Genomic DNA, 17,380 nt, shown 5'->3' with positions numbered 1-17,380 from the left:
AAAAGCCGGGGGGAATGCCCGGCAATGCGTTTACCCAACAAAATCGATTGCTACTACTTTGGATTCGTTGGCCCTTCCCGCCCCGTATGAGGCATCAACACTGATCTGGATCGTGTTGTTTTTGTCGCGGCGCGGGCCGATATCAATGTTGTATTCCGCGCCGGTACCGAAATGCACGGCGCTTTTACACCAGGCTGCGGCGGTGGTGGCCGTACCGGTTACGTCGAGTTTTTCATACGCAATCCAGTTAAAGCCGAGCCATTTCGTTGACAGCGCACCTTCCTGCAGCATTTTAACCGCCATAAAGTCGGCACTGGTCAGCGTGGTATCGCTCAGGATCTGCGTGAGCATGTCAGCGTTATACGTGAAATACAGTTCCTCGCCGTTCTGCTCGTCGCACTCGTTGCGCCTGAACATGGCCTTGGCGGCGATCAGCTTCGCTTTAGTCATACCGGTACCGCCCGCCACGATTTTCTGTGTTGCCGGCAGCGCAACGTTGGTGTAAGCGCCGTTGTCCTCAGTCTTGCGCGGGATGGCATCAATCAGCGCGCGGTAAATCACGTCGTCTTTTTTGCGGTTGCAGGCGCTCAGCGTCAGCGCCATATACGGCCCCTGCGGGTTCGCAATCAGCTTGCGCAAATCGCGCTTTTCGACCGGCACGAACAGGCCATAATCCGCCATCAATGCATTACGGGTACCGGCTTCCGGCACGTCCCAGACCGTATCCCCGAAACGGGTGGTGATCTGGTTCATCTCGATCGTTCCCATATCGTTAATGGTGAACGCCGAGCCGGTGATCTGCCCCCGGTCGTGTACAGCACCCTGCAGGCGGGAATCTTTTTGCTGCGTCGCAATTTCAAACGAGTCATGAAACTGCTGTACAAACGCAGCGGTGATCATGTTTTTGTTGGCATCAAAGGCCATATCACACCCCGATCAATAATCTCGCCGTGCTGAGTTATCGGGTAACCGGCTCAAAATACGCTGGCGGGGTGGCGCTTACCGGCAGCGGAATAACAGGTATCCGGCAATCACGCCGGGCTGTGAGAGGGAGAATATGGGTGGGGAAGGTCGAAATCTTGACCAAATGAAAAAACCCGCCGGGTGGCGGGTTTATGTCAGGCGTCAGGGTTGAAGTGGTATTCGTAATAAGGGGAGCCGTCCTCCCACCTGTCCGGATCCGTCCGGAGCGCGTAACGATACCAGGGTTTACCGGTAGCGCCGCGCCTTGGCCTGCCACGCCTTGCAATAAGCAGGACGGGTGGCGGGGTGCCGCTGCCGTCGGTGTTCACTTCCCGGGCTTCCCCATCAGCAGGGCCGCCAATCAGTGCAATTTTCATCATCAGCCCACCGGATTATCGCCATAGTGCCTGCGGTAGAACGCACTCACCTGCGCGGATACTTTTTCGTGATCCGGGTGCTTATCGTTGGTGTACGCCTCCGATTTCATCAGATCCCGGACGCCCTGCAGGTCTTCCCCGCTCACCTCGCCAGCCGGCGCGGCATCCTCGCGCATCTCCGCGCCCATCTTCGCCAGCAGACGCAATACGATGGGGTTATTGCCAATCTCGTTAATGCGCCCTTTGTCGGCATCGTCCGCCAGCGCGTTAAACGCCCGGTACGCCAGCCCGACATTCTGATTAAATTCCGCATCGGTTTTCCAGGTCTGCTGCAGTTCTGCCCGGGCGGCGTCGGCATCAAGCGCCGCTGCGCCGTTGACCAGGCCGCCCGCCTCCCGGGTGTATTCTCCCAGGATAAAACTCATCTGGTCATTTGTGATCCCTTTAGCGTGGGCCGCTTTCATAAAACTTTGCGCGCGCGGGTCTGATTTGAAATCGTCCCAGTTAAACCCTTCGGTTTCCACCTCCGGCGCGTACTCTTCCGCCGTTTTAGGTGGCGCGTCCCCGCTGCCCATGCGCTTAGCCAGGTGGCTGTATGAGTCAGCCATTTTGCGTGCTGACTGCTCAATATTGAGCGCCCCGGCTTCATCTTTAACGCGGAATTTTTCGGGCAGCCAGTCCCCCGCGCCGGTATCCAGCAGCGTGTTGCCCTCATTGCCTGCAGGTTGATCTCCACCGCCGCCGCCCTCGTCGCCCGGTGCCTCGCTGCACAGTAGGTGATTAATCTTCCACATCGTCGTTTACTCCGTTTGCTCTGTTGATTTTCAGCAAAATAAAATCCAGCACGCTGCGCTGGCCGGCCTTGTAGCACGTCTGCCGGTCGCCCTCCGCGCCGCCCTTAACGAATATTGCCCCACCAAAAACACGCACCAGCTCGTCCAGCACCTCCGGCCCGCCTGCCGTCTCTTCGAAAAGGCGCTTATAGTCTTCGTTCTGCACTTTCTTAACCATTGCCCGCCCCCCTTGTCAGCTGCTGCGCAATGGCGGTGCCGGCCTGTTCACCACCGCTCTGCGCCGCCGCCTGCCCTGCCTGCATCAGTAACTGCTGCTGTGCGGCCTGTTGCTGCTGTTTCGCCCGCTGGTCACGCAGCGACTGTACTGCAGCTGCGTCGCGCAACACCTTAGCCGGCACGCCGAGCGCGTCGCCCACCACCTGTACGGCGGCGTCGGTGTCCAGGTTGTCCACCACGTCCGGCGCGATGGCCAGCAGCTGGCCGACGTTGGCCGCGAGGCGTTCTATTGACGTGACGTTTTCGAGTTTCTGCGCTCTGGCCAGCGGGGAGATATAGCGCACGTTTATGCGCCTGCCAGCGAGCGTCTGCGGCAGCGGTGGAAAGATGCCGGCGCGCAGCGCGAGGCCGAAACAGCGCTCAATCAGCGGCTGCAGGTACTCAGCCTGAAAGCGCCCATAGACCGGCCCCAGCAGCTGGCGTATGAGTGCAACCCGGACGTGTACCTCAGTTGCCGTCATGGCGGGGCCGTCCTGCGGCTGCAGCTGGTCTGCCATCAGCACTTTACGAATGCGCGCCTCTAACCGTTCTTCGCTGCTGAATGCAACGTTAAAATCGGAGCCGGTGAGTAGCGGTTTCATGCTGTCAACGCTGGCTGCAGGGATGATTTTACGCGGGCCGACCTGCACCGTTCTGGGGTTTAATACGCCGTCGTCCTCAGCGATCCACATGCCGGCAATCGCCAGATCGCCTGCTGCTTTTTCCATCCTGAGCCAGGTATTAAGTTCTTTGATATCGGGCAGCGCGTCGTAGACGGGGCCGATGCCGTACGCGGCGCCGGGTATTTTCATCCAGCGCGGCACGCAGCAGGGGAATTCGTGATAGCCGGACTCGCGCAGCAAAACGCCCTGGCTCAGTTCGATGTGATACGACGCGAACGGCAGGTTTCTGGCCAGCCTCGCTCCCTGAATGAAATTGCCCCGGGGGCAGATGGCGTGCAGCAGGTCGAACTTTTCATCAGGCTTGTCCTTAGCGGCCTTGCGAATTTTCTCGCTGACGGCTTTTTCCCCAAACTCCTTAACCGCCTGCGCGGCCGTGCGCTGGTAGCTGCGGAAAATGGTGTCCACACGCCCGTCTTTTCGCGTTGAGGCAACAAAGCACTGTGCGATCGGCCACTGCTGGAAATTGAATCCGCCCTCGTCCTGGTCCTCATCAACGTAGAGCACGAACCAGCCCGCGCAAACGACGTCAAGGTTTGCCTCGTAGCCCTCTGCGTCAAAGTTGGCGGCGTGAATGTTCTCCCAGATGATTGTGGCCGCCGTAGAGAACCAGGCGCGCTCGTCGTCGCTCATGCCCTCCTCGCCCAGGTCCATCCACTGGGCCTGCGGTGGCGTCATGCCGGACATCAGCGCGCTGGCCAGAATGCGGGCGCTGTCCGTGGCCGTGCTGGTCAGCAGGCGGGCTACTCTGGATTTTGCACTCTGTGCATCAGTAACGCTGGCAGACAGGCCCGCGCCGCGTAGCGGATAGGTGTGATCGAAACAGTCCTGCCAGACGCTGTCATGAGCCTGGCGCGCGCCCTTCAGCGTATCGAGGCGCTTTTTCAGCCTGCCGGCAATCGCATCCATTACGCCCCCAGCTGCATTTTGCCGCCAGCGCCGGCAAGTAGTGACTCAGTACCGGCGCCGGTTTCGAGCAGCGACTGTGCCTTGCGTTTTTTGCGGGCCGCTGCGTCAGCGTTCGCCGCTTTAGCTGCGGTGTCTGCTGCCGCGTCCGCCTCAGCAACCGGATCGGATTTAACTACGGTCGGGGTTTTACTGCTTCCACACATGGCGCCCCCTCACTTAACAAGCCAGCCGTGCTCTGTCAGCACGGGGCCGCCCGCGCGGGCAGTGTTTACGGCGGGGGATGCAGCAACGGTGGCAGAGGCCTGCACGGCGTTCTCTTCCGGCCCGGGCTGCTGAACGATAACCACCGGGTTAGTGGCCAGCTCAACCAGCTGCAGGAAGTCCGCGCAGTTCTCCAGCGCGTGGCCTTGTTGGTCGGTGAAGCCGTACTGCAGGAAGTGGGAAAGAATTTCTTCAGCGCCGGCGGCGGACATATCGAAATCGGGCTGCTGTTCTGCTGCTGCAGGCGTGCTGGTGGTGTCCTGTTCCGCTACAGGCTGCGCCAGGGTATCTGCGGAAGAGGTTTCCGGGCTGGTGGTGTCCGGCTCAGCAGCAGGCGTGCTGCTGGCTTTCTCCTGCCCTGGAACTTCTACGGGGTTTTTACGTGGTCTTGCCATTGTGATGCCCTCGCGGTTGATGTGCCGCAAGGGTGGCTTAACGAGTGGTCGAAATCTTGACTATCTGACGGGACAAACGCGCGCGTGCGCGAGGGGACAGCGGGGATTGGGTCACTTGATTATTATTTCATTCTCGCGCTTGCGAGATTATAAACTTCACTTCTTTCTCTTTTTCCAACGGCAATGACCGCAATAACCAGTTCATTTTCAATTACCTGGTAAACAAGACGAAAACCAGAAGCACGAAGTTTAATTTTGTAGCAGTCTTTTATACCCCTCAATCTTGCTGAGGGTATATGAGGCTCCTCACTGCACTTTTTTAATTTTTTTGCAAACTGTTGCTGAATGCTTTTATCTAGTTTTTGCCACTCTTTAAGGGCATCTTCCCTGAACCTGACTTTGTACGTCACAGATAGCTGTCCAGATCCACGTCAATGAGTGGCTGATTGCTGCGTTCAGCTACCAGCCGCGTCAGTTCCTGATCGTCAAGCGCATCGAGCATTTGCTCATAAAGCACGGCGGGAACGCAGTAAAACGCAGGTTGATTGCGGTTCAAAATAGCGACTGGATATCCCTCACCCGCGTTAACCGTTGCCATTGGGTTTTTTTTAAGTTCACTGACGCTGGCGCTTGTGTCACTCAGAATAATATTCGGCATAGTTCACCTCGAAAGACTTGTTAACAGGTCTTAATGATATGATGGAAATGACCTGTCAACAAGTCTTTTCATTGTCACGCTACTGGCGGCGCGGGGTTAACTGCATTAGGAGTGACGGTTTTCATATAGACCAGCATCAGTCAAAGACTTTTTTAATCATAATCGCCGCCACTGCCCCGACACCGGGATATTAAATGGTATACAAAAAAAATAAGAAGGGTCACCACGAATGAAACAATCATCGTGAAATCAGCAAGGAAATTTAAAGAATTTTCTGCTCCAGTCACACCGAAAAGACGATATAACCCGGTCTGGATATTGTCAGTCATAATTGCGGAAATCGAAAAAGACACGAGCAAGAACAAAAACACAAAACAAACAAATATCAATAACAACTTAACAATTTTCATTATCTCACCTCCACTATTCCATATGCTTTGAGAGAAGTACCGGGTACGTTAATCATCATAGTAGAAAGGAGTTTCTTTCTTAAATAATCAAAATCTCCAATATGATTAAGTGTTATGCATCCCTCACTTAATCCCAGCGGCCCGATTGGATGTAAACGAAAGTTACCGCGTTTAACGCCATCTATAAAGGTATGATCGTCAATAGTTCCGTCGTCACGATAGAGTGCAAACCATTCAGAACGGTCGGTACCATAACCATATTTTAAAAAGAAATGGCGCAACTTTGATAAGAATCCTCCGGACTCTCGCCCTACAATATAATAACGCCCTTTTGGAAGGGGGCCAATGTCCGGTACACCGGTCATGGTATCATTATTTCTTCCGTGCTTTTGACCTGAGAATGCCGGTAGTTTTGCCACCCCGTCACAGTCAAGTACCGATGATGGCAACCCGTTTAAGACAAAAGTGCAATATATAGCCATATAATCCCTTACTGACTTTAAATAAATGCCTTATTTACCCAGCTTATAGTAGCAGCAGGTATACTTACCTACAATAAATCCGCTTTAAAATAAGACGCATGCCCGACGTCTTCCCTTGTATCAATCATCATGATCCCCCACAACTGAGTTGAGAAAGATTTGCTCAGCGTCGTGTTAAAACATAGTCAGGGTGCTGGCCCGCGAGAAGCTGCAGCAGCTCAAACTCTCCTTTTGACAGCACACGGCTATGGCTTCCGTTCACCTCTTTTTTACGCCAGCCCTCCGGCGCGTAGCCGAATCGCTCAGCGGCCTGTTCTCTCGTCAGGCCTGCGGCCTCGCGGGTTGTAATGATCTCGCCTGGTGTTGGGGTTTTATTCATCTTTTTCACTCAAATTTAACCCCGCTAATGCGGGGAACGTACAATAAGACTAAGGTGTAACCGGTTTAACCCCGCTAATGCGGGGAACAATAATCTAATACATCCACTCAGTATTTTTATTCAGTTCTGCCTGTGACCACAGACCGGGCTTGATAAAACTATTTTCATCAGTTTTATCAACAATGGCGCAAATAACCCCACTGATGTAATTAACACGAACCATCGGATCGGGAGAATCATCATACAATCGGTAAGTATTAAAGCGGTCGTTACTGCCAATAATTGCAGCGCTCCATTCCATCGTTCCGTTATCAGTGGCAAACCAGCCCTGTTTTTTTGCCTCTCCTACAGTGGTTTCAAAATCCCAGCTATCATCAGGGCCGGAGCAATTTTTAATCCCGCGTGACATGGCAATTTTTGTATCATCAGACAATTTTTTGTAGACAGACATAGCCAATTCCCTCTGTTGTTATGACCGCACCACCGCAGCCGATGGGACTAATGTATCAGTCCCGATTGGGACTATTTTGATTATTCGTGCTATTGCAGCTGAACATAAATTAAACAAAAAATTGTTGACTACGTTACCGATTATCGGTAACGTGATTGCACCGAAACAAAAATAGAGGGAACTATCATGCACTATGAATATGCGTTCGATTCTTACAAAGCATTCCAACAGCGTAGCAACAACCCTGATTTTGATTACCTTAAGAACTGGGCTACCGAGAAAGAATTAATGACGTTTGCAGCAGAAAATTGCGGCGAGCTGGTAGCCGACATATGCAAAACAATAAATTCAATGACGGGTTATCGTAAGCCTACACCAAGGCAAAAAGAAGTGATCGCCCGCAGCCTGATTCAGAAAATGGGAAGTGCGCGAGACGTGCTGATTGCCGTCTACGGTAATGATATTGCTGAGTTGTTTAGTGAGCTGGATAATGAAAGCGCAGAAGATGAAGTTGCGAAAATTGCCGAAGAATCAGGCATCAGACTGTCACCCCGCCGCGTTGCTTTCGGTCAACTCTCTGATTTTGTCTGCAAACCGGGAGATGAAAACAAGGGCCAGACCTACCGCGCATCAGTTGACGCCGTGCGCTTAATGGACAGAGAGCAGGACTATAACCCGGCAACCGCTTTGATTGGCGGAGAACATATTGTCGTAACAGTTTCGGAGTTAAAAAAACTCAACCAGGAAGATCATGACGTTTTAACATTCTCCGCCCAGGCTATGGAATTGAGGGATTACATTGCCCGTTACTATGAAAACAACCAGTCATTGTTTGCGGAAAAAATGGGGGTCAACAGGAGCAAAGTTAATCTGTGGATCAAGTCCGGCTGGGTGGCGTTAAACGGTAAGCTGTATTCGTCTAAGAGGGATTTACCCAAGCTTTAAGCACGGTGTTTAACAGCGCCGGCCTCGCCGGCGTTGTCGTTTCATCTCCTGCGGTACCGGCCCACCTCCCAGCGCGTAAACGGGAGTTCGTCCTGGTTTTTTTTCGTGACCAGCTCCCACAGCCGGATCAGGCGTTCGCCGTCGCAGTAGCGCGGTTCGCTGCCCTGCTTCCAGTAGATCACTGACGATTTGGCCGCAACCAGATGGCGGGCTATCGCTTGCTGGGTCATGCCGGCGCGCTCCAGATCGGTGATAACGCGGAACCAGTCAACCTGCATGGGCCACCCCCGGATTTCGGAAATCTGGCCGGGTGTCTGCTTTGTCAGAATTGCTGTAGTCGTCTGTAAAATATTTCAATAAAAGTGCCATTTTTATCCCTTAAAACGGCACAGTGTCACAGTCAGGTTGTTCAGACCTTTCCGGAAATTATAGCCTGTTTCCGTCCCGGTCAACAATGTACAGTCCCATCTGACTGCAAACCTCCTTCAGTGCCTGCGGGGTTACAACAAATTCCCCTACCCTAAGGACACGACAAGTTTTATAACTCCCGTCAGCATTCCTGTTAATTAATAATGGCCTGGTGTTTGTATTAATGCCTGGTATCAATTCATCTGGAATAAACATGCATTTTCTCCAGCCTGATAAATATTTTCCTTCCTGTGCATCCCTTCGCGCGTTTACTTATTAAAGCGGACATGCAACTTAACTCAAATTTTCTTTGATTAAATATGGCAGGCTTACTGGCTGAAATATGTTGCAATAGTGGTTATTTATTATCAGGAAAAAAATTATCCGCTGGTTAATTTTCAGGCCCGTACGATTTCAACAGCGTTGTCCCTCTCAGTCCTGCCCTGTTGATTTTGGCGCGTGGCGCAGGCCGTGAAGCATGGCCCTGACGTTTTTAAGCCCTTCCCCGCCGTCGCCCTTCTGCACCGGTTTTGCGGGCGCACGGTCAGCGGGGATTGGGGGAACGGAATACCCCGCCGCGACTTTTTTTTCCCAGCGCAGCAGCAGCTCTGCTGCGTGCCGTTCCCTGCCCGCTTCGCTCAGGTTGCGGTCGATGCATGCGCGGCGCAGCTCGGTGCAGATGTGAAACAGTACCGGCAGACGCCACGGAAAATTGCGGGCGCCGTCGTAGCGCCAGGCGTTACGGCGCCAGCTGTTGTACTCCGTCAGCACGTCCGCTGCGGTGATGTTTAACGAGCCACTGCTGCACACGGCCACCAGCCGCAGAAACTCTGCAAAATCCGGCGGCCAGGTGTTGCCGGTCTGGCAGCGCTCTGCCAGCGCGTTGCAGACGGTTTTCATGTGCTCAGCGGTCATGTTCCCCAGCTGATTGATCCAGAGCGATGACGGCCTCGATCCATTCTTCCGGATCCAGCGATCCCCGTACAGCGCCGCCATCAGTTCCCAGAAGTCCCACGCCTGCAGCTGGGCCTTCCTGCCGTTGCTCAAGCCCACATTGCCGCCGCTGTTCCTGGACGGTTCGTAATGCTTCTGGGTTCTGCCCATGTTTTCCTCCTGAATTTCCTGAATTTACGCTGTCCTGGCTGGGTGTCCAGGGGTTATCAAATTCGTGGTACGGCCCGAGAAACCGCTGGGGCATCTGGACAAATTTTGTCCCCGTCAGCCGTTCGGCGTCGCAGTACGCCGCGTACCGCTGTACGGCCTCAAGCATGGTCTGGGGCAGTATCCCCTCGCTGATTCGAACCTGCCAGGCCTTGTAAGCCATTGCCTTGCCGTCGGCGCCGAGCCGTCTGGGGTAAGCCTGCCAGAGGGTTTCGAAATCCTCAGGGTAGTTTTTGGTCTTGATGGTTTTTGCTTTCGGCGGTTTTTTATCCACAGGTTTTTTGTCGGAACCGCACGTATGTTTTTTGTTTTTTTCTTTTAGATCTGTATCTGTATCTGTATCTGTATACGTAGCTACGAAATAGCTACGCATGTAGCTACGAATATCTACGTAGTGGTTTCGTAGTAATCTGAAATTAGCTTCCGGCAGTAAAGACAGGAAGTTTTCAGCCTCTTCCAGATTCGTAATGGTTTTGTTTTTTACCTTATTTATCAGCATGTAAATTGCATCCGTTGCTTCATACCAGCCGTTGGCCTTAAGGGATGATTCCAGAAATTTTTTTATATTTTCTATGCTCTCCGTAGTACTACGAAACTTCGCGAAAACTTCGATTTTTTCGTTTAATCCCTTTTTTAAATCGTTCACTCTTGCCCACGGATTACTACTAATTCCTACGTAGCAATCGTAGTTACTACGTAGTACTACGAAGTATACGTAGTAGCTTTTTAGCTTCTTATTTTCCTCGCCCGGATCGTCGTTAAACAACTGCCGGTTTGCCCATCCGGTCAGGTGATTGCCGCTTAAAACGCGCCCTTCCATATGCTTAAGAACGGCCTCTATATTTGAATCGTCTTCATTAAGAGCGCTGGCGATATCTTCGACAGAAACGTCATAACACCCTCTTTCCGAATTCTCAGATGCGGATACCAGCAGCTGTAAAAAAACGGCCTGTACAAGCGCAATATCCTTGCCAGATAAACGGGCAATCGTTCGCCATTTCGGATCGTTCGGCATGTCGTGCCACAGCCGCAGCCAGGTATTAGCCATAAAAACCCTACCAGTTTCGTATAAACAGCCCCTGCAACGCAAATTTCAGGCAGCAGCAGGCCGATCCAGTCCTTTACTGTATCTACAGCGGCGCATTCCGGTGCGCCGCGTTGCGTCTGCAATCCACCAGCAACGCCGGCAAATTGCTTATGACCAGACCTTACGAACTGGCGTTACTGCCCTGTGATTGGTTATGACTAACATTTTTGGCAGTTAAACCTTTGCGAATGGCTTTTCTCTCGAGCTTCAGCCGCTCATAGAATTCAGGGTCAAACTTTAATTTTCCGCCTGATACCGCAGCAGCCACCGCAGCGGAACCTTTTGTAATAAATCCATCTTTTACCCAATGTGACACAGTAGACTGTGAAACCCCTGTAGCTTTAGAGAGCTTCGTTTTGGATCCAAAAAACTTGATAGCATCGTCTGTGTACATGCACATCCTCCTTTCGATTTAGAAAGAAAGTAGATCTTTCGAAAACGCAAGTCAACTTGAAATATATTTAGTGCATGAAAACGACCTTTGATCTTCCTAGACGAATCACCTCAAGACGGGTTGAATTGGGACTTAGTCAGCAGCAAGTTGCAGACTTGATTAAACGATCTTACGTCTCTGTTTACAGATGGGAGGCGGGAGAGACTGAGCCTAAGGGAAAAAATCTATTAGCATTAGCCAACGCGCTAAAGTGTAGTCCTGCCTGGTTGCTTTATGGCGACGAAGAGCTTACCCCTATCGCAGCTACCGCAATTCCATCTGAAATGGATGATCGCCAGAAGCGACTACTTGAATTATTCGAAGCCTTACCAGAGTCTGAAAAGCAAGCGTGCATTTTAGATCTCGAAGCCCGAGTCGAAAACAATGATCGCTTATTTGAAGAATTATTGAAGATAAGAAAAAAAATTTCCAAGAAAAAAACCTCTTAATACATAAAGTTATCCCTTCCCAAGAAATTTAAACTTGCGTTTACTCAAGTTTTCCTTGCCTATACACTTTCGTTTAGTTAAGTTACTTACACAGCAATCACAGCACAGTGATTCGCAGTCGAAACGTTCCGCCGGCCCGGCGTAAGGGCAACAACCAATGGAGGCAGGGAATGACTTCACTCACATTAGAAACAGCAGTAATTGCAATATCTAAAGTCCAGGCGGCTTATGGATGCACCGACCTGGAAGCAATCACAAAAATGCAGGGGGCAGCGGCGGCGGCAGGTGATGATCAGTCACTGGAAGTGCTTTGTGAAATCAAAAATGTTCTCCTAGCGCCAATGTTCGCCTGAAGAATACAAAAGGGCCACCTCAGGCCATAAAAACGGTTCTCCATTTGCGAGTGAACGCCGGAACCGTAACCGGCACCAACCTACAACAGGAGGTGTAAAAATGCGTTTAGCTAAACTCACGGTTCGTAAGTCTGGTAACACTGTTTATGTTGGAAGAGTCCGCATTGCCAGAAATGTTACTCAGGAAATTTTAAACCCTGAGCGATTCAACTCAAATGTTATTGATACCAAGCAGCGTTATTTAAAAGTAACTAGCCTTTGCTAACTTCATATTCTTCACAGTGACTTAATCAAAGGCTCCGGCCTTTTATGAATTCACTGATATTTAAAAGAGTGAATCTTCATGTTCTTAATTTTTGGTGTAGTTGTCGGGTGCTTTCAGCCCTTACGGCATGGGTTCTTTTATGCCTCAGGGAAGGAGAGCAGAAATAATAAAAGGGGGTGTGTATGTGCAGAACGCGGGTTTCCTGGACGCCAGAAGCTGGCGGTTTATACCCGGTTATCTGTGAACGTTGCGACCGGGTAATAGGCGGCGTGGATACCATTGCAGGGAAAAAGGAAGCAATAAAGATGGCGGCAGCGCTTCACCGCTGCCCCGTTGCAGAAATCAGTTTAACTAATCCAGCTATGTTGGCACTGGCTCAGGATGAAGCAAGAAACGGCAACTTTATAGAAGGAAATAAGTTGCTTAAACAGGCTTATCAAATTTAAACGTGGATACTTTGCCACACAGGGAAAAACGCCGCTTAGCGGCAATATGTCACTCAATAAAATGAAGGATTATTTATGAAAGAGTCAGTAAAAAGAATTGATTTCGAAATAAATGGTATTCGAGTGATTACCATGCATGACCGCATAGTTGATGCACTGTATCTGGGTAATGATTTCCTCGGTTACTTAGCGGTACAGAAAACCGGGCTGGAAGTGATTTTTACGCCGTTTCTTTCAGATGGTGAACTACCTGAAGAACCAGATTTTCAGAGGTCTGCACTGTCGCTGGTTTTATACCATGCCGGCATCAGAACTACGTTACTGAACAACACTACCGCTTCACAGACTCTCACCCCGGAAGTTCTCGCCAGTAGCCAGGCGATCAATGAGACGCGCCATTAATACGCTGGCCCCGTTCTCGGGGCCGTTATCCGCGTGCGCATTCTCTGAGTGTTCACACTGATAAATATCAAGAGGTTAAAAAATGTTTGAATTAACAGAATATCAGGCACGTCTATTACGCGAATTCCTGGGAAGTGAATGGAGGCCATTTATATCGAACTGCATAGAAATTTCCGACATTTCTGAAGATGAAGCAGAGGAGCAAGCAGAAGCGATTTATAAAGCTTTGGGAGGTACCGACTAATCAAACTGAGTGTTCATTCGGACAGTGTTACAGGGAGCAATTTCATGGTGGGGATCAGAACACAGTTTAAGGCAGACATGATGCGCTTTCATGGCATCAGCTTTGCCCGCATAGGAATGATGGTAGAGGTGAAGGGGGAGATTGGCACGATTGCCGGCATGAGCCGTAAAGGCAATCTCAACGTCGTTTTTGCCAATCAGCTTAAGCATGGGGTAGCGGTCTGGGACTGCTGCCCTACCCGGTTTATTAAATATTTTGGGGCCGATGGCAAAATGATTGCTGACTATACCGGCCAGTTTCCAGGGAGAGTCACCGATGTGTAAACCCGTTATCGATTTTAAAGGGGCGAAATTCAGCCAGGGCGGCACGGCCAGATTCATTGTTAACGGCGCAGTGCTCACCCGCGCGATTCAGCGCATCGAACTGGCCGACGGAACCCGGTATCAGAAAAATGCTCCTGACTGGTGCTGGGAGAAATGGATCGGGGATAAGTTTTCCCGACAGCATTCTAAAAATGTTCCCGGCCACTGGTGGCGATGCACCACGATGCACGCCTGGATACTGGATCGTGTGTGGCGGGTACATTGTCATAATGTCGGGGAAAATAAAAAATGAATAGTCCAAAGGTTAACCAACTGATAAATAGTGAAATTCGTGATTTTTTTTCTGGCAATTGTGAGTATAAAGGGCCAGCAGAAATGCAGCGGGAATTACTGGCAAGACTTCAGCCTCTACTTGGTTTTTATGAACTGCATGGGGAACATACCGACGCGCTTTTGGCATTTGAAACATGGCACCGGCGTGCCCTAAAAGCAGAAACCGAACTGGTGATGCTGTTGACCCAGGAGCCTGTAGAGTATCGCGTTTTATCGACAAATGGCGATGTAGTTGCAAATTTTCCTACAGAGGAAAAGGCGCGCGAGTGTGTAAGCAGGTGGAATAAGGATTGGGTTATCCAGCCCGTTTATGCCCGTCAAGTGTCCGCGCCGGTTAACCCTGACGTTTCGCGCTGGCAGTTCATAAAAAGGTTTATGCGAATGCGCAATATCATGAATAAGGATCATAAGCCTCTCTACTGCCTGCACATTAAGGAAGACGACCTTCTTAAATCCGTAAGGGCTTATTCAGTCAAGACTACCCTGGATGAAGCTATTGATAGCGCCATCATGGTGACTGCCCAAAAAAAAGCTGCAGGCTTTATGGATGATGTTTGTGCTCGTTGCGGTGGTTCGGGCCATGACCCCGATGTTAAGGGGGAATGCTCTGATTGTAACGGTTATGGGCATTACGACGATGGCGAGTAAGCGCCGGCTGCGGCGCAAACAGTGTGGCCGGAAACGCAAGCACGCTACTGTTGCCAATGCGCTTATCGAGTTACGGCTGATTCAAATACACCACGGCCACCAGGGACAACTTGGGGTTTATCCGTGTCCCTGGTGTAGGGGTTACCACGTTGGCCATAAGCCCGGTAAGAACGGGATCGGCTCAGCATGGTAACGCCCGTTGATTTAAAAAATCGAAATAAAACTACCTGGCCAGTGCGCTAACATGCTGGCCGTTAGTGAGGTGCGGATATGAGAAGCGATCACGATATTTTAACGCCGGACGAGCTTATAGAGCTGACCGGCCATCAGTACAAGTCGCGGCAGTGCCGCTGGCTGAATGAGGCGGGTATCTGGTACAAGCAGCGCCGCGATGGTTCACCGAGTACCACCTGGTATCACATCGCACACCCTTATGCGGGTAGGCAGCCTGACCAGTGCAGCGCCAGTAATGAACCTGATTTTGACGCTATGTGAGTGTTCCTGAATGGTAGGAAAACGCCGTAACCCTGCTGATAACGCCCTTCCCCCGCGAGTTTATCGCGGGCGTAAAAACTATGAGTTTCACCCACCCGGAGGCGGATCAATCCTCCTTTGTTCACTTGACAGCCCTTTACCCGTTCTCTGGGCTAAATACGCTCAGGTCAACGCCAGGAAAGCGGATAAGAAGACGATGGCCGCTCTGGTGGCTGAATTCTTTGAGTCCTCTTACTTTACCAGGCTGGCTGCCGATACGCAGAAGGACTACAAAAAGAATTCACGCCGGCTGCTGCCTGTTTTCGGGAAAATGGATCCTGATAACGTGAAGCCCCAGCACATACGCAAATACATGGATAAACGCGGCGCCACCAGCGAGGTTCAGGCGAACCGCGAAAAGAGTTTCCTGTCCGGGGTTTACCGCTGGGCCTATGAACGGGGCAAGGTTGCCGGCAACCCATGCACAGGCGTTAAAAAGTTTATGGAGATACCACGCGACAGGTTGATAACTGATGCGGAATACAACGCCGTCTATGCCGAGGCAAGGGAGATCGTTAAAATAGCGATGGAGATTTCTTACCTTTGCCTCGCACGTCAAAGTGATGTGCTGTCGCTCAGGGAAGCCCAGCTGCTGGAAGAGGGTATATTTATCTGTCAGAACAAAACAAAGAAAAAACAGATAAAGGCCTGGTCCGATCGTCTTCGTCTCGTCATTGCCATGTCGCGCGCCCTCCCGCTAAAACCGGGTATTGTCAGCACCTTTGTGATCCACCAGCCAAATGGCAATCGGTACACCCGGGACGGGTTTAACTCAGCGTGGCGGGATGCAAAACTCGCAGCTGAAGAGAAATTCCCTGATTTAAATTTTGACTTCACTTTCCACGATATTAAGGCGAAAGGTGTTTCTGATCTGGAAGGAACGTTATCAGAGAAACAATCGATATCGGGCCACAAAACGCAGAGCCAGACGGCCACCTATGACAGAAAAGTACAGATCGTCCCGGTGGTCGGTAATCAGTGAATTTGCATAGATAACGCTGGCCCTGAAACTATCTTAGGCGGGATGTTAGGCGGACATATTTAAGGCACAAAAAACCGCCTTGCGGCGGCGTGACATTGCTTACTAATTGCTTGTTTTTATTTATGAAATCGAGATGGTGCCCGGGGCGGGACTTGAACCCGCACAGCCATAAGCCGAGGGATTTTAAATCCCTTGTGTCTACCGATTTCACCACCCGGGCATGGGTGTAAAGTGGAGGCGCGTCCCGGAGTCGAACCGAGGTTCACGGATTTGCAATCCGCTGCATGGCCACTCTGCCAACGCGCCTTAATCCTGCTGCGCCACCAGACTGAATCTGATGACAAAATCTGGAGCGGGAAACGAGACTCGAACTCGCGACCCCGACCTTGGCAAGGTCGTGCTCTACCAACTGAGCTATTCCCGCATGGGTACTTGGTGCAATACAGCAAAAACGTTTTGGAGCGGGAAACGAGACTCGAACTCGCGACCCCGACCTTGGCAAGGTCGTGCTCTACCAACTGAGCTATTCCCGCTCTGCGTAACGAGTAAAAAACTGTCCCGGTACGGGGTGCGCATTATACGAGAAAAGAATCCTGCCGCAAGCCTGTTACCGCAAAATTTTTCTGTTTTCTGCCCGACTGCTGATTAAAACAGCAAACTGATAATTTAATCGGCAGAGTGATGCACTTTGCGCCATTCTGCCGTATCGCAATAAAACCGTCATCATTTTTCAGCGCTATCTGGCAAGGGAACGGACGCCATTACGTCTGTCACTGCAAAATCAAAGCTGAATGAAATGCTCGCGGTAGTAAGCCAGCTCCGCCACTGATTCACGGATATCGTCCATGGCCTGATGGCTGCCCTGCTTTTTAAAACCGGCCAGGATTTCCGGCTTCCAGCGGCGAGCCAGCTCTTTCAGGGTGCTGACATCCAGATAACGGTAGTGGAAATACGCTTCCAGCTCCGGCATGTATTTAAACAGGAAGCGACGATCCTGGCCGATGCTGTTACCGCAGATCGGCGAGCTGTTGGCAGGCACCCACTGCTTCAGAAACTCGATGGTCGCCAGCTCGGCGGCGCGGTCATCGTACTGACTTTCCTTCACCCTTTTCACCAGGCCGCTGTTGGTGTGCGTTTTCACGTTCCAGTCATCCATCAGCGCCAGCTGCGCGTCGGACTGATGCACGGCAAAAACAGGCCCTTCCGCCAGAATATTCAGGTCGGCGTCGGTCACCAGGGTGGCGATCTCAATAATGCGATCCTGTTCCGGGTCCAGCCCGGTCATTTCAAGGTCAATCCAAATCAGGTTATTGGCATTTGCAGTCATAGGGTTTCTCGCCGTGGCTTATATCG

Annotated in this window: 29 protein-coding genes and 4 tRNA genes; 12 read left to right on the top strand and 21 right to left on the bottom strand. The window is 51.3% G+C overall.

The genetic code is table 11. From position 1 onward, the window contains the following. Nucleotides 1–30: 30 nt before the first annotated feature. From GSQ70_RS25565 to GSQ70_RS25510, 12 genes are all read right to left on the bottom strand, one after another. Complete coding sequence (locus GSQ70_RS25565) at nucleotides 31–924, bottom strand: phage capsid protein (RefSeq protein ID WP_158785143.1); 894 nt, start codon at nucleotides 922–924, stop codon at nucleotides 31–33. A 194-nt stretch (nucleotides 925–1,118) separates the two neighbouring features. Next, nucleotides 1,119–1,343, bottom strand: a complete 225-nt coding sequence (locus tag GSQ70_RS25560; RefSeq protein ID WP_158785142.1) for a hypothetical protein — start codon at nucleotides 1,341–1,343, stop codon at nucleotides 1,119–1,121. Further along, nucleotides 1,343–2,134: a hypothetical protein gene (locus GSQ70_RS25555; protein ID WP_158785141.1), complete on the bottom strand. Its 792-nt coding sequence runs from the start codon at nucleotides 2,132–2,134 to the stop codon at nucleotides 1,343–1,345. Before GSQ70_RS25555 ends, GSQ70_RS25560 begins: the two co-directional genes overlap by 1 nt. Beyond that, the gene (locus GSQ70_RS25550) at nucleotides 2,121–2,351 is read right to left on the bottom strand and encodes a hypothetical protein (protein ID WP_158785140.1); all 231 of its coding nucleotides are present in this window, start codon (nucleotides 2,349–2,351) and stop codon (nucleotides 2,121–2,123) included. The genes GSQ70_RS25555 and GSQ70_RS25550 overlap by 14 nt, the downstream gene beginning before the upstream one ends. Then, entirely contained in the window at nucleotides 2,344–3,978 is a 1,635-nt protein-coding gene (locus GSQ70_RS25545; protein WP_158785139.1) for a portal protein, read from the bottom strand. Before GSQ70_RS25545 ends, GSQ70_RS25550 begins: the two co-directional genes overlap by 8 nt. Further along, on the bottom strand, nucleotides 3,978–4,181 hold the full coding sequence (locus GSQ70_RS25540; protein ID WP_158785138.1) for a hypothetical protein: 204 nt from the start codon (nucleotides 4,179–4,181) through the stop codon (nucleotides 3,978–3,980). Before GSQ70_RS25540 ends, GSQ70_RS25545 begins: the two co-directional genes overlap by 1 nt. A 9-nt stretch (nucleotides 4,182–4,190) precedes the next feature. Continuing rightward, complete coding sequence (locus GSQ70_RS25535) at nucleotides 4,191–4,634, bottom strand: hypothetical protein (RefSeq protein ID WP_158785137.1); 444 nt, start codon at nucleotides 4,632–4,634, stop codon at nucleotides 4,191–4,193. 122 nt (nucleotides 4,635–4,756) lie between these two features. Continuing rightward, nucleotides 4,757–5,044, bottom strand: coding sequence for a type II toxin-antitoxin system RelE/ParE family toxin (locus tag GSQ70_RS25530; RefSeq protein WP_158785136.1), 288 nt, complete (start codon nucleotides 5,042–5,044; stop codon nucleotides 4,757–4,759). Continuing rightward, on the bottom strand, nucleotides 5,041–5,292 hold the full coding sequence (locus tag GSQ70_RS25525; protein ID WP_158785135.1) for a type II toxin-antitoxin system Phd/YefM family antitoxin: 252 nt from the start codon (nucleotides 5,290–5,292) through the stop codon (nucleotides 5,041–5,043). The genes GSQ70_RS25530 and GSQ70_RS25525 overlap by 4 nt, the downstream gene beginning before the upstream one ends. A gap of 409 nt (nucleotides 5,293–5,701) precedes the next feature. Further along, the gene (locus GSQ70_RS25520) at nucleotides 5,702–6,184 is read right to left on the bottom strand and encodes a DUF2778 domain-containing protein (protein WP_158785134.1); all 483 of its coding nucleotides are present in this window, start codon (nucleotides 6,182–6,184) and stop codon (nucleotides 5,702–5,704) included. Nucleotides 6,185–6,347: 163 nt separating this feature from the next. Next, entirely contained in the window at nucleotides 6,348–6,572 is a 225-nt protein-coding gene (locus GSQ70_RS25515; protein ID WP_158785133.1) for a hypothetical protein, read from the bottom strand. A gap of 85 nt (nucleotides 6,573–6,657) precedes the next feature. Further along, complete coding sequence (locus tag GSQ70_RS25510) at nucleotides 6,658–7,014, bottom strand: hypothetical protein (protein WP_158785132.1); 357 nt, start codon at nucleotides 7,012–7,014, stop codon at nucleotides 6,658–6,660. Between the two features lie 186 nt (nucleotides 7,015–7,200). Here GSQ70_RS25510 and GSQ70_RS25505 point away from each other — a divergent pair, with 186 nt between their 5' ends. Beyond that, nucleotides 7,201–7,959 carry a hypothetical protein gene (locus GSQ70_RS25505; protein WP_158785131.1) on the top strand — a complete coding sequence of 253 codons (759 nt, stop codon included), beginning with the start codon at nucleotides 7,201–7,203 and terminating at the stop codon, nucleotides 7,957–7,959. A gap of 41 nt (nucleotides 7,960–8,000) precedes the next feature. Here the strand turns inward: GSQ70_RS25505 and GSQ70_RS25500 are convergent, their stop codons facing one another. From GSQ70_RS25500 to GSQ70_RS25485, 4 genes are all read right to left on the bottom strand, one after another. Then, nucleotides 8,001–8,237 (bottom strand): hypothetical protein, encoded by a 237-nt coding sequence (locus GSQ70_RS25500; RefSeq protein ID WP_158785130.1) that lies wholly within the window; start codon nucleotides 8,235–8,237, stop codon nucleotides 8,001–8,003. Between the two features lie 562 nt (nucleotides 8,238–8,799). Further along, the gene (locus tag GSQ70_RS25495; protein ID WP_158785129.1) at nucleotides 8,800–9,282 is read right to left on the bottom strand and encodes a replication protein P; all 483 of its coding nucleotides are present in this window, start codon (nucleotides 9,280–9,282) and stop codon (nucleotides 8,800–8,802) included. Further along, nucleotides 9,272–10,576, bottom strand: a complete 1,305-nt coding sequence (locus GSQ70_RS25490) for a hypothetical protein (protein WP_158785128.1) — start codon at nucleotides 10,574–10,576, stop codon at nucleotides 9,272–9,274. Before GSQ70_RS25490 ends, GSQ70_RS25495 begins: the two co-directional genes overlap by 11 nt. Nucleotides 10,577–10,736: 160 nt before the next feature. Continuing rightward, the gene (locus tag GSQ70_RS25485; protein WP_158785127.1) at nucleotides 10,737–11,009 is read right to left on the bottom strand and encodes a Cro/CI family transcriptional regulator; all 273 of its coding nucleotides are present in this window, start codon (nucleotides 11,007–11,009) and stop codon (nucleotides 10,737–10,739) included. A gap of 74 nt (nucleotides 11,010–11,083) precedes the next feature. On the opposite strand from GSQ70_RS25485, the gene GSQ70_RS25480 reads away from it, so the two are divergent. The 11 genes from GSQ70_RS25480 (at nucleotide 11,084) to GSQ70_RS25430 (ending at nucleotide 16,027) form a co-directional block, all read left to right on the top strand. After that, nucleotides 11,084–11,497, top strand: a complete 414-nt coding sequence (locus GSQ70_RS25480; protein ID WP_158785126.1) for a helix-turn-helix domain-containing protein — start codon at nucleotides 11,084–11,086, stop codon at nucleotides 11,495–11,497. Between the two features lie 170 nt (nucleotides 11,498–11,667). After that, the gene (locus tag GSQ70_RS25475) at nucleotides 11,668–11,850 is read left to right on the top strand and encodes a hypothetical protein (RefSeq protein ID WP_158785125.1); all 183 of its coding nucleotides are present in this window, start codon (nucleotides 11,668–11,670) and stop codon (nucleotides 11,848–11,850) included. A 100-nt stretch (nucleotides 11,851–11,950) separates the two neighbouring features. After that, a complete protein-coding gene (locus tag GSQ70_RS25470) occupies nucleotides 11,951–12,115 on the top strand; it encodes a hypothetical protein (protein ID WP_158785124.1) in 165 nt (54 codons plus the stop codon). 269 nt (nucleotides 12,116–12,384) lie between these two features. Further along, the gene (locus GSQ70_RS25465) at nucleotides 12,385–12,561 is read left to right on the top strand and encodes a hypothetical protein (protein WP_158785123.1); all 177 of its coding nucleotides are present in this window, start codon (nucleotides 12,385–12,387) and stop codon (nucleotides 12,559–12,561) included. A gap of 75 nt (nucleotides 12,562–12,636) precedes the next feature. Next, nucleotides 12,637–12,963, top strand: a complete 327-nt coding sequence (locus tag GSQ70_RS25460; RefSeq protein ID WP_158785122.1) for a hypothetical protein — start codon at nucleotides 12,637–12,639, stop codon at nucleotides 12,961–12,963. An 82-nt stretch (nucleotides 12,964–13,045) separates the two neighbouring features. Next, nucleotides 13,046–13,207 carry a hypothetical protein gene (locus GSQ70_RS25455; RefSeq protein ID WP_158785121.1) on the top strand — a complete coding sequence of 54 codons (162 nt, stop codon included), beginning with the start codon at nucleotides 13,046–13,048 and terminating at the stop codon, nucleotides 13,205–13,207. 44 nt (nucleotides 13,208–13,251) lie between these two features. Next, on the top strand, nucleotides 13,252–13,530 hold the full coding sequence (locus GSQ70_RS25450) for a hypothetical protein (protein WP_158785120.1): 279 nt from the start codon (nucleotides 13,252–13,254) through the stop codon (nucleotides 13,528–13,530). Further along, on the top strand, nucleotides 13,523–13,822 hold the full coding sequence (locus GSQ70_RS25445; RefSeq protein WP_158785119.1) for a hypothetical protein: 300 nt from the start codon (nucleotides 13,523–13,525) through the stop codon (nucleotides 13,820–13,822). Before GSQ70_RS25450 ends, GSQ70_RS25445 begins: the two co-directional genes overlap by 8 nt. Beyond that, a complete protein-coding gene (locus GSQ70_RS25440) occupies nucleotides 13,819–14,511 on the top strand; it encodes a hypothetical protein (RefSeq protein WP_158785118.1) in 693 nt (230 codons plus the stop codon). Before GSQ70_RS25445 ends, GSQ70_RS25440 begins: the two co-directional genes overlap by 4 nt. Before the next feature lie 270 nt (nucleotides 14,512–14,781). Next, nucleotides 14,782–15,006, top strand: a complete 225-nt coding sequence (locus GSQ70_RS25435; protein ID WP_158785117.1) for a DUF4224 domain-containing protein — start codon at nucleotides 14,782–14,784, stop codon at nucleotides 15,004–15,006. A 10-nt stretch (nucleotides 15,007–15,016) separates the two neighbouring features. After that, nucleotides 15,017–16,027: a tyrosine-type recombinase/integrase gene (locus GSQ70_RS25430; protein WP_158785116.1), complete on the top strand. Its 1,011-nt coding sequence runs from the start codon at nucleotides 15,017–15,019 to the stop codon at nucleotides 16,025–16,027. 134 nt (nucleotides 16,028–16,161) lie between these two features. On the opposite strand, the gene GSQ70_RS25425 is transcribed toward GSQ70_RS25430, so the two are convergent. The 5 genes from GSQ70_RS25425 to orn form a co-directional block, all read right to left on the bottom strand. Then, a tRNA-Leu gene (locus tag GSQ70_RS25425) sits at nucleotides 16,162–16,247 on the bottom strand. A 12-nt stretch (nucleotides 16,248–16,259) separates the two neighbouring features. Then, a tRNA-Cys gene (locus tag GSQ70_RS25420) sits at nucleotides 16,260–16,333 on the bottom strand. Between the two features lie 42 nt (nucleotides 16,334–16,375). Then, a tRNA-Gly gene (locus GSQ70_RS25415) sits at nucleotides 16,376–16,451 on the bottom strand. A gap of 33 nt (nucleotides 16,452–16,484) precedes the next feature. Next, nucleotides 16,485–16,560, bottom strand: a tRNA-Gly gene (locus tag GSQ70_RS25410). Between the two features lie 248 nt (nucleotides 16,561–16,808). Continuing rightward, a complete protein-coding gene (gene orn, locus GSQ70_RS25405; protein ID WP_158785115.1) occupies nucleotides 16,809–17,354 on the bottom strand; it encodes an oligoribonuclease in 546 nt (181 codons plus the stop codon). Between the last annotated feature and the right edge of the window lie 26 nt (nucleotides 17,355–17,380).

This window comes from Pantoea sp. BAV 3049, assembly GCF_009765445.1.
Classification (GTDB): domain Bacteria; phylum Pseudomonadota; class Gammaproteobacteria; order Enterobacterales; family Enterobacteriaceae; genus Erwinia.
The sequence above is the reverse complement of the archived record's forward strand: the minus strand, read 5'-3'. Positions and strand labels throughout refer to the sequence as shown.

Coding starts and splice junctions, on each gene's coding strand:
- GSQ70_RS25565 (WP_158785143.1), bottom strand. CDS start 924: ATGGCCTTTGATGCCAACAAAAACATGATCACCGCTGCGTTTGTACAG.
- GSQ70_RS25560 (WP_158785142.1), bottom strand. CDS start 1,343: ATGATGAAAATTGCACTGATTGGCGGCCCTGCTGATGGGGAAGCCCGG.
- GSQ70_RS25555 (WP_158785141.1), bottom strand. CDS start 2,134: ATGTGGAAGATTAATCACCTACTGTGCAGCGAGGCACCGGGCGACGAG.
- GSQ70_RS25550 (WP_158785140.1), bottom strand. CDS start 2,351: ATGGTTAAGAAAGTGCAGAACGAAGACTATAAGCGCCTTTTCGAAGAG.
- GSQ70_RS25545 (WP_158785139.1), bottom strand. CDS start 3,978: ATGGATGCGATTGCCGGCAGGCTGAAAAAGCGCCTCGATACGCTGAAG.
- GSQ70_RS25540 (WP_158785138.1), bottom strand. CDS start 4,181: ATGTGTGGAAGCAGTAAAACCCCGACCGTAGTTAAATCCGATCCGGTT.
- GSQ70_RS25535 (WP_158785137.1), bottom strand. CDS start 4,634: ATGGCAAGACCACGTAAAAACCCCGTAGAAGTTCCAGGGCAGGAGAAA.
- GSQ70_RS25525 (WP_158785135.1), bottom strand. CDS start 5,292: ATGCCGAATATTATTCTGAGTGACACAAGCGCCAGCGTCAGTGAACTT.
- GSQ70_RS25520 (WP_158785134.1), bottom strand. CDS start 6,184: ATGGCTATATATTGCACTTTTGTCTTAAACGGGTTGCCATCATCGGTA.
- GSQ70_RS25510 (WP_158785132.1), bottom strand. CDS start 7,014: ATGTCTGTCTACAAAAAATTGTCTGATGATACAAAAATTGCCATGTCA.
- GSQ70_RS25505 (WP_158785131.1), top strand. CDS start 7,201: ATGCACTATGAATATGCGTTCGATTCTTACAAAGCATTCCAACAGCGT.
- GSQ70_RS25500 (WP_158785130.1), bottom strand. CDS start 8,237: ATGCAGGTTGACTGGTTCCGCGTTATCACCGATCTGGAGCGCGCCGGC.
- GSQ70_RS25495 (WP_158785129.1), bottom strand. CDS start 9,282: ATGACCGCTGAGCACATGAAAACCGTCTGCAACGCGCTGGCAGAGCGC.
- GSQ70_RS25490 (WP_158785128.1), bottom strand. CDS start 10,576: ATGGCTAATACCTGGCTGCGGCTGTGGCACGACATGCCGAACGATCCG.
- GSQ70_RS25485 (WP_158785127.1), bottom strand. CDS start 11,009: ATGTACACAGACGATGCTATCAAGTTTTTTGGATCCAAAACGAAGCTC.
- GSQ70_RS25480 (WP_158785126.1), top strand. CDS start 11,084: ATGAAAACGACCTTTGATCTTCCTAGACGAATCACCTCAAGACGGGTT.
- GSQ70_RS25475 (WP_158785125.1), top strand. CDS start 11,668: ATGACTTCACTCACATTAGAAACAGCAGTAATTGCAATATCTAAAGTC.
- GSQ70_RS25470 (WP_158785124.1), top strand. CDS start 11,951: ATGCGTTTAGCTAAACTCACGGTTCGTAAGTCTGGTAACACTGTTTAT.
- GSQ70_RS25460 (WP_158785122.1), top strand. CDS start 12,637: ATGAAAGAGTCAGTAAAAAGAATTGATTTCGAAATAAATGGTATTCGA.
- GSQ70_RS25455 (WP_158785121.1), top strand. CDS start 13,046: ATGTTTGAATTAACAGAATATCAGGCACGTCTATTACGCGAATTCCTG.
- GSQ70_RS25450 (WP_158785120.1), top strand. CDS start 13,252: ATGGTGGGGATCAGAACACAGTTTAAGGCAGACATGATGCGCTTTCAT.
- GSQ70_RS25445 (WP_158785119.1), top strand. CDS start 13,523: ATGTGTAAACCCGTTATCGATTTTAAAGGGGCGAAATTCAGCCAGGGC.
- GSQ70_RS25440 (WP_158785118.1), top strand. CDS start 13,819: ATGAATAGTCCAAAGGTTAACCAACTGATAAATAGTGAAATTCGTGAT.
- GSQ70_RS25435 (WP_158785117.1), top strand. CDS start 14,782: ATGAGAAGCGATCACGATATTTTAACGCCGGACGAGCTTATAGAGCTG.
- GSQ70_RS25430 (WP_158785116.1), top strand. CDS start 15,017: ATGGTAGGAAAACGCCGTAACCCTGCTGATAACGCCCTTCCCCCGCGA.
- orn (WP_158785115.1), bottom strand. CDS start 17,354: ATGACTGCAAATGCCAATAACCTGATTTGGATTGACCTTGAAATGACC.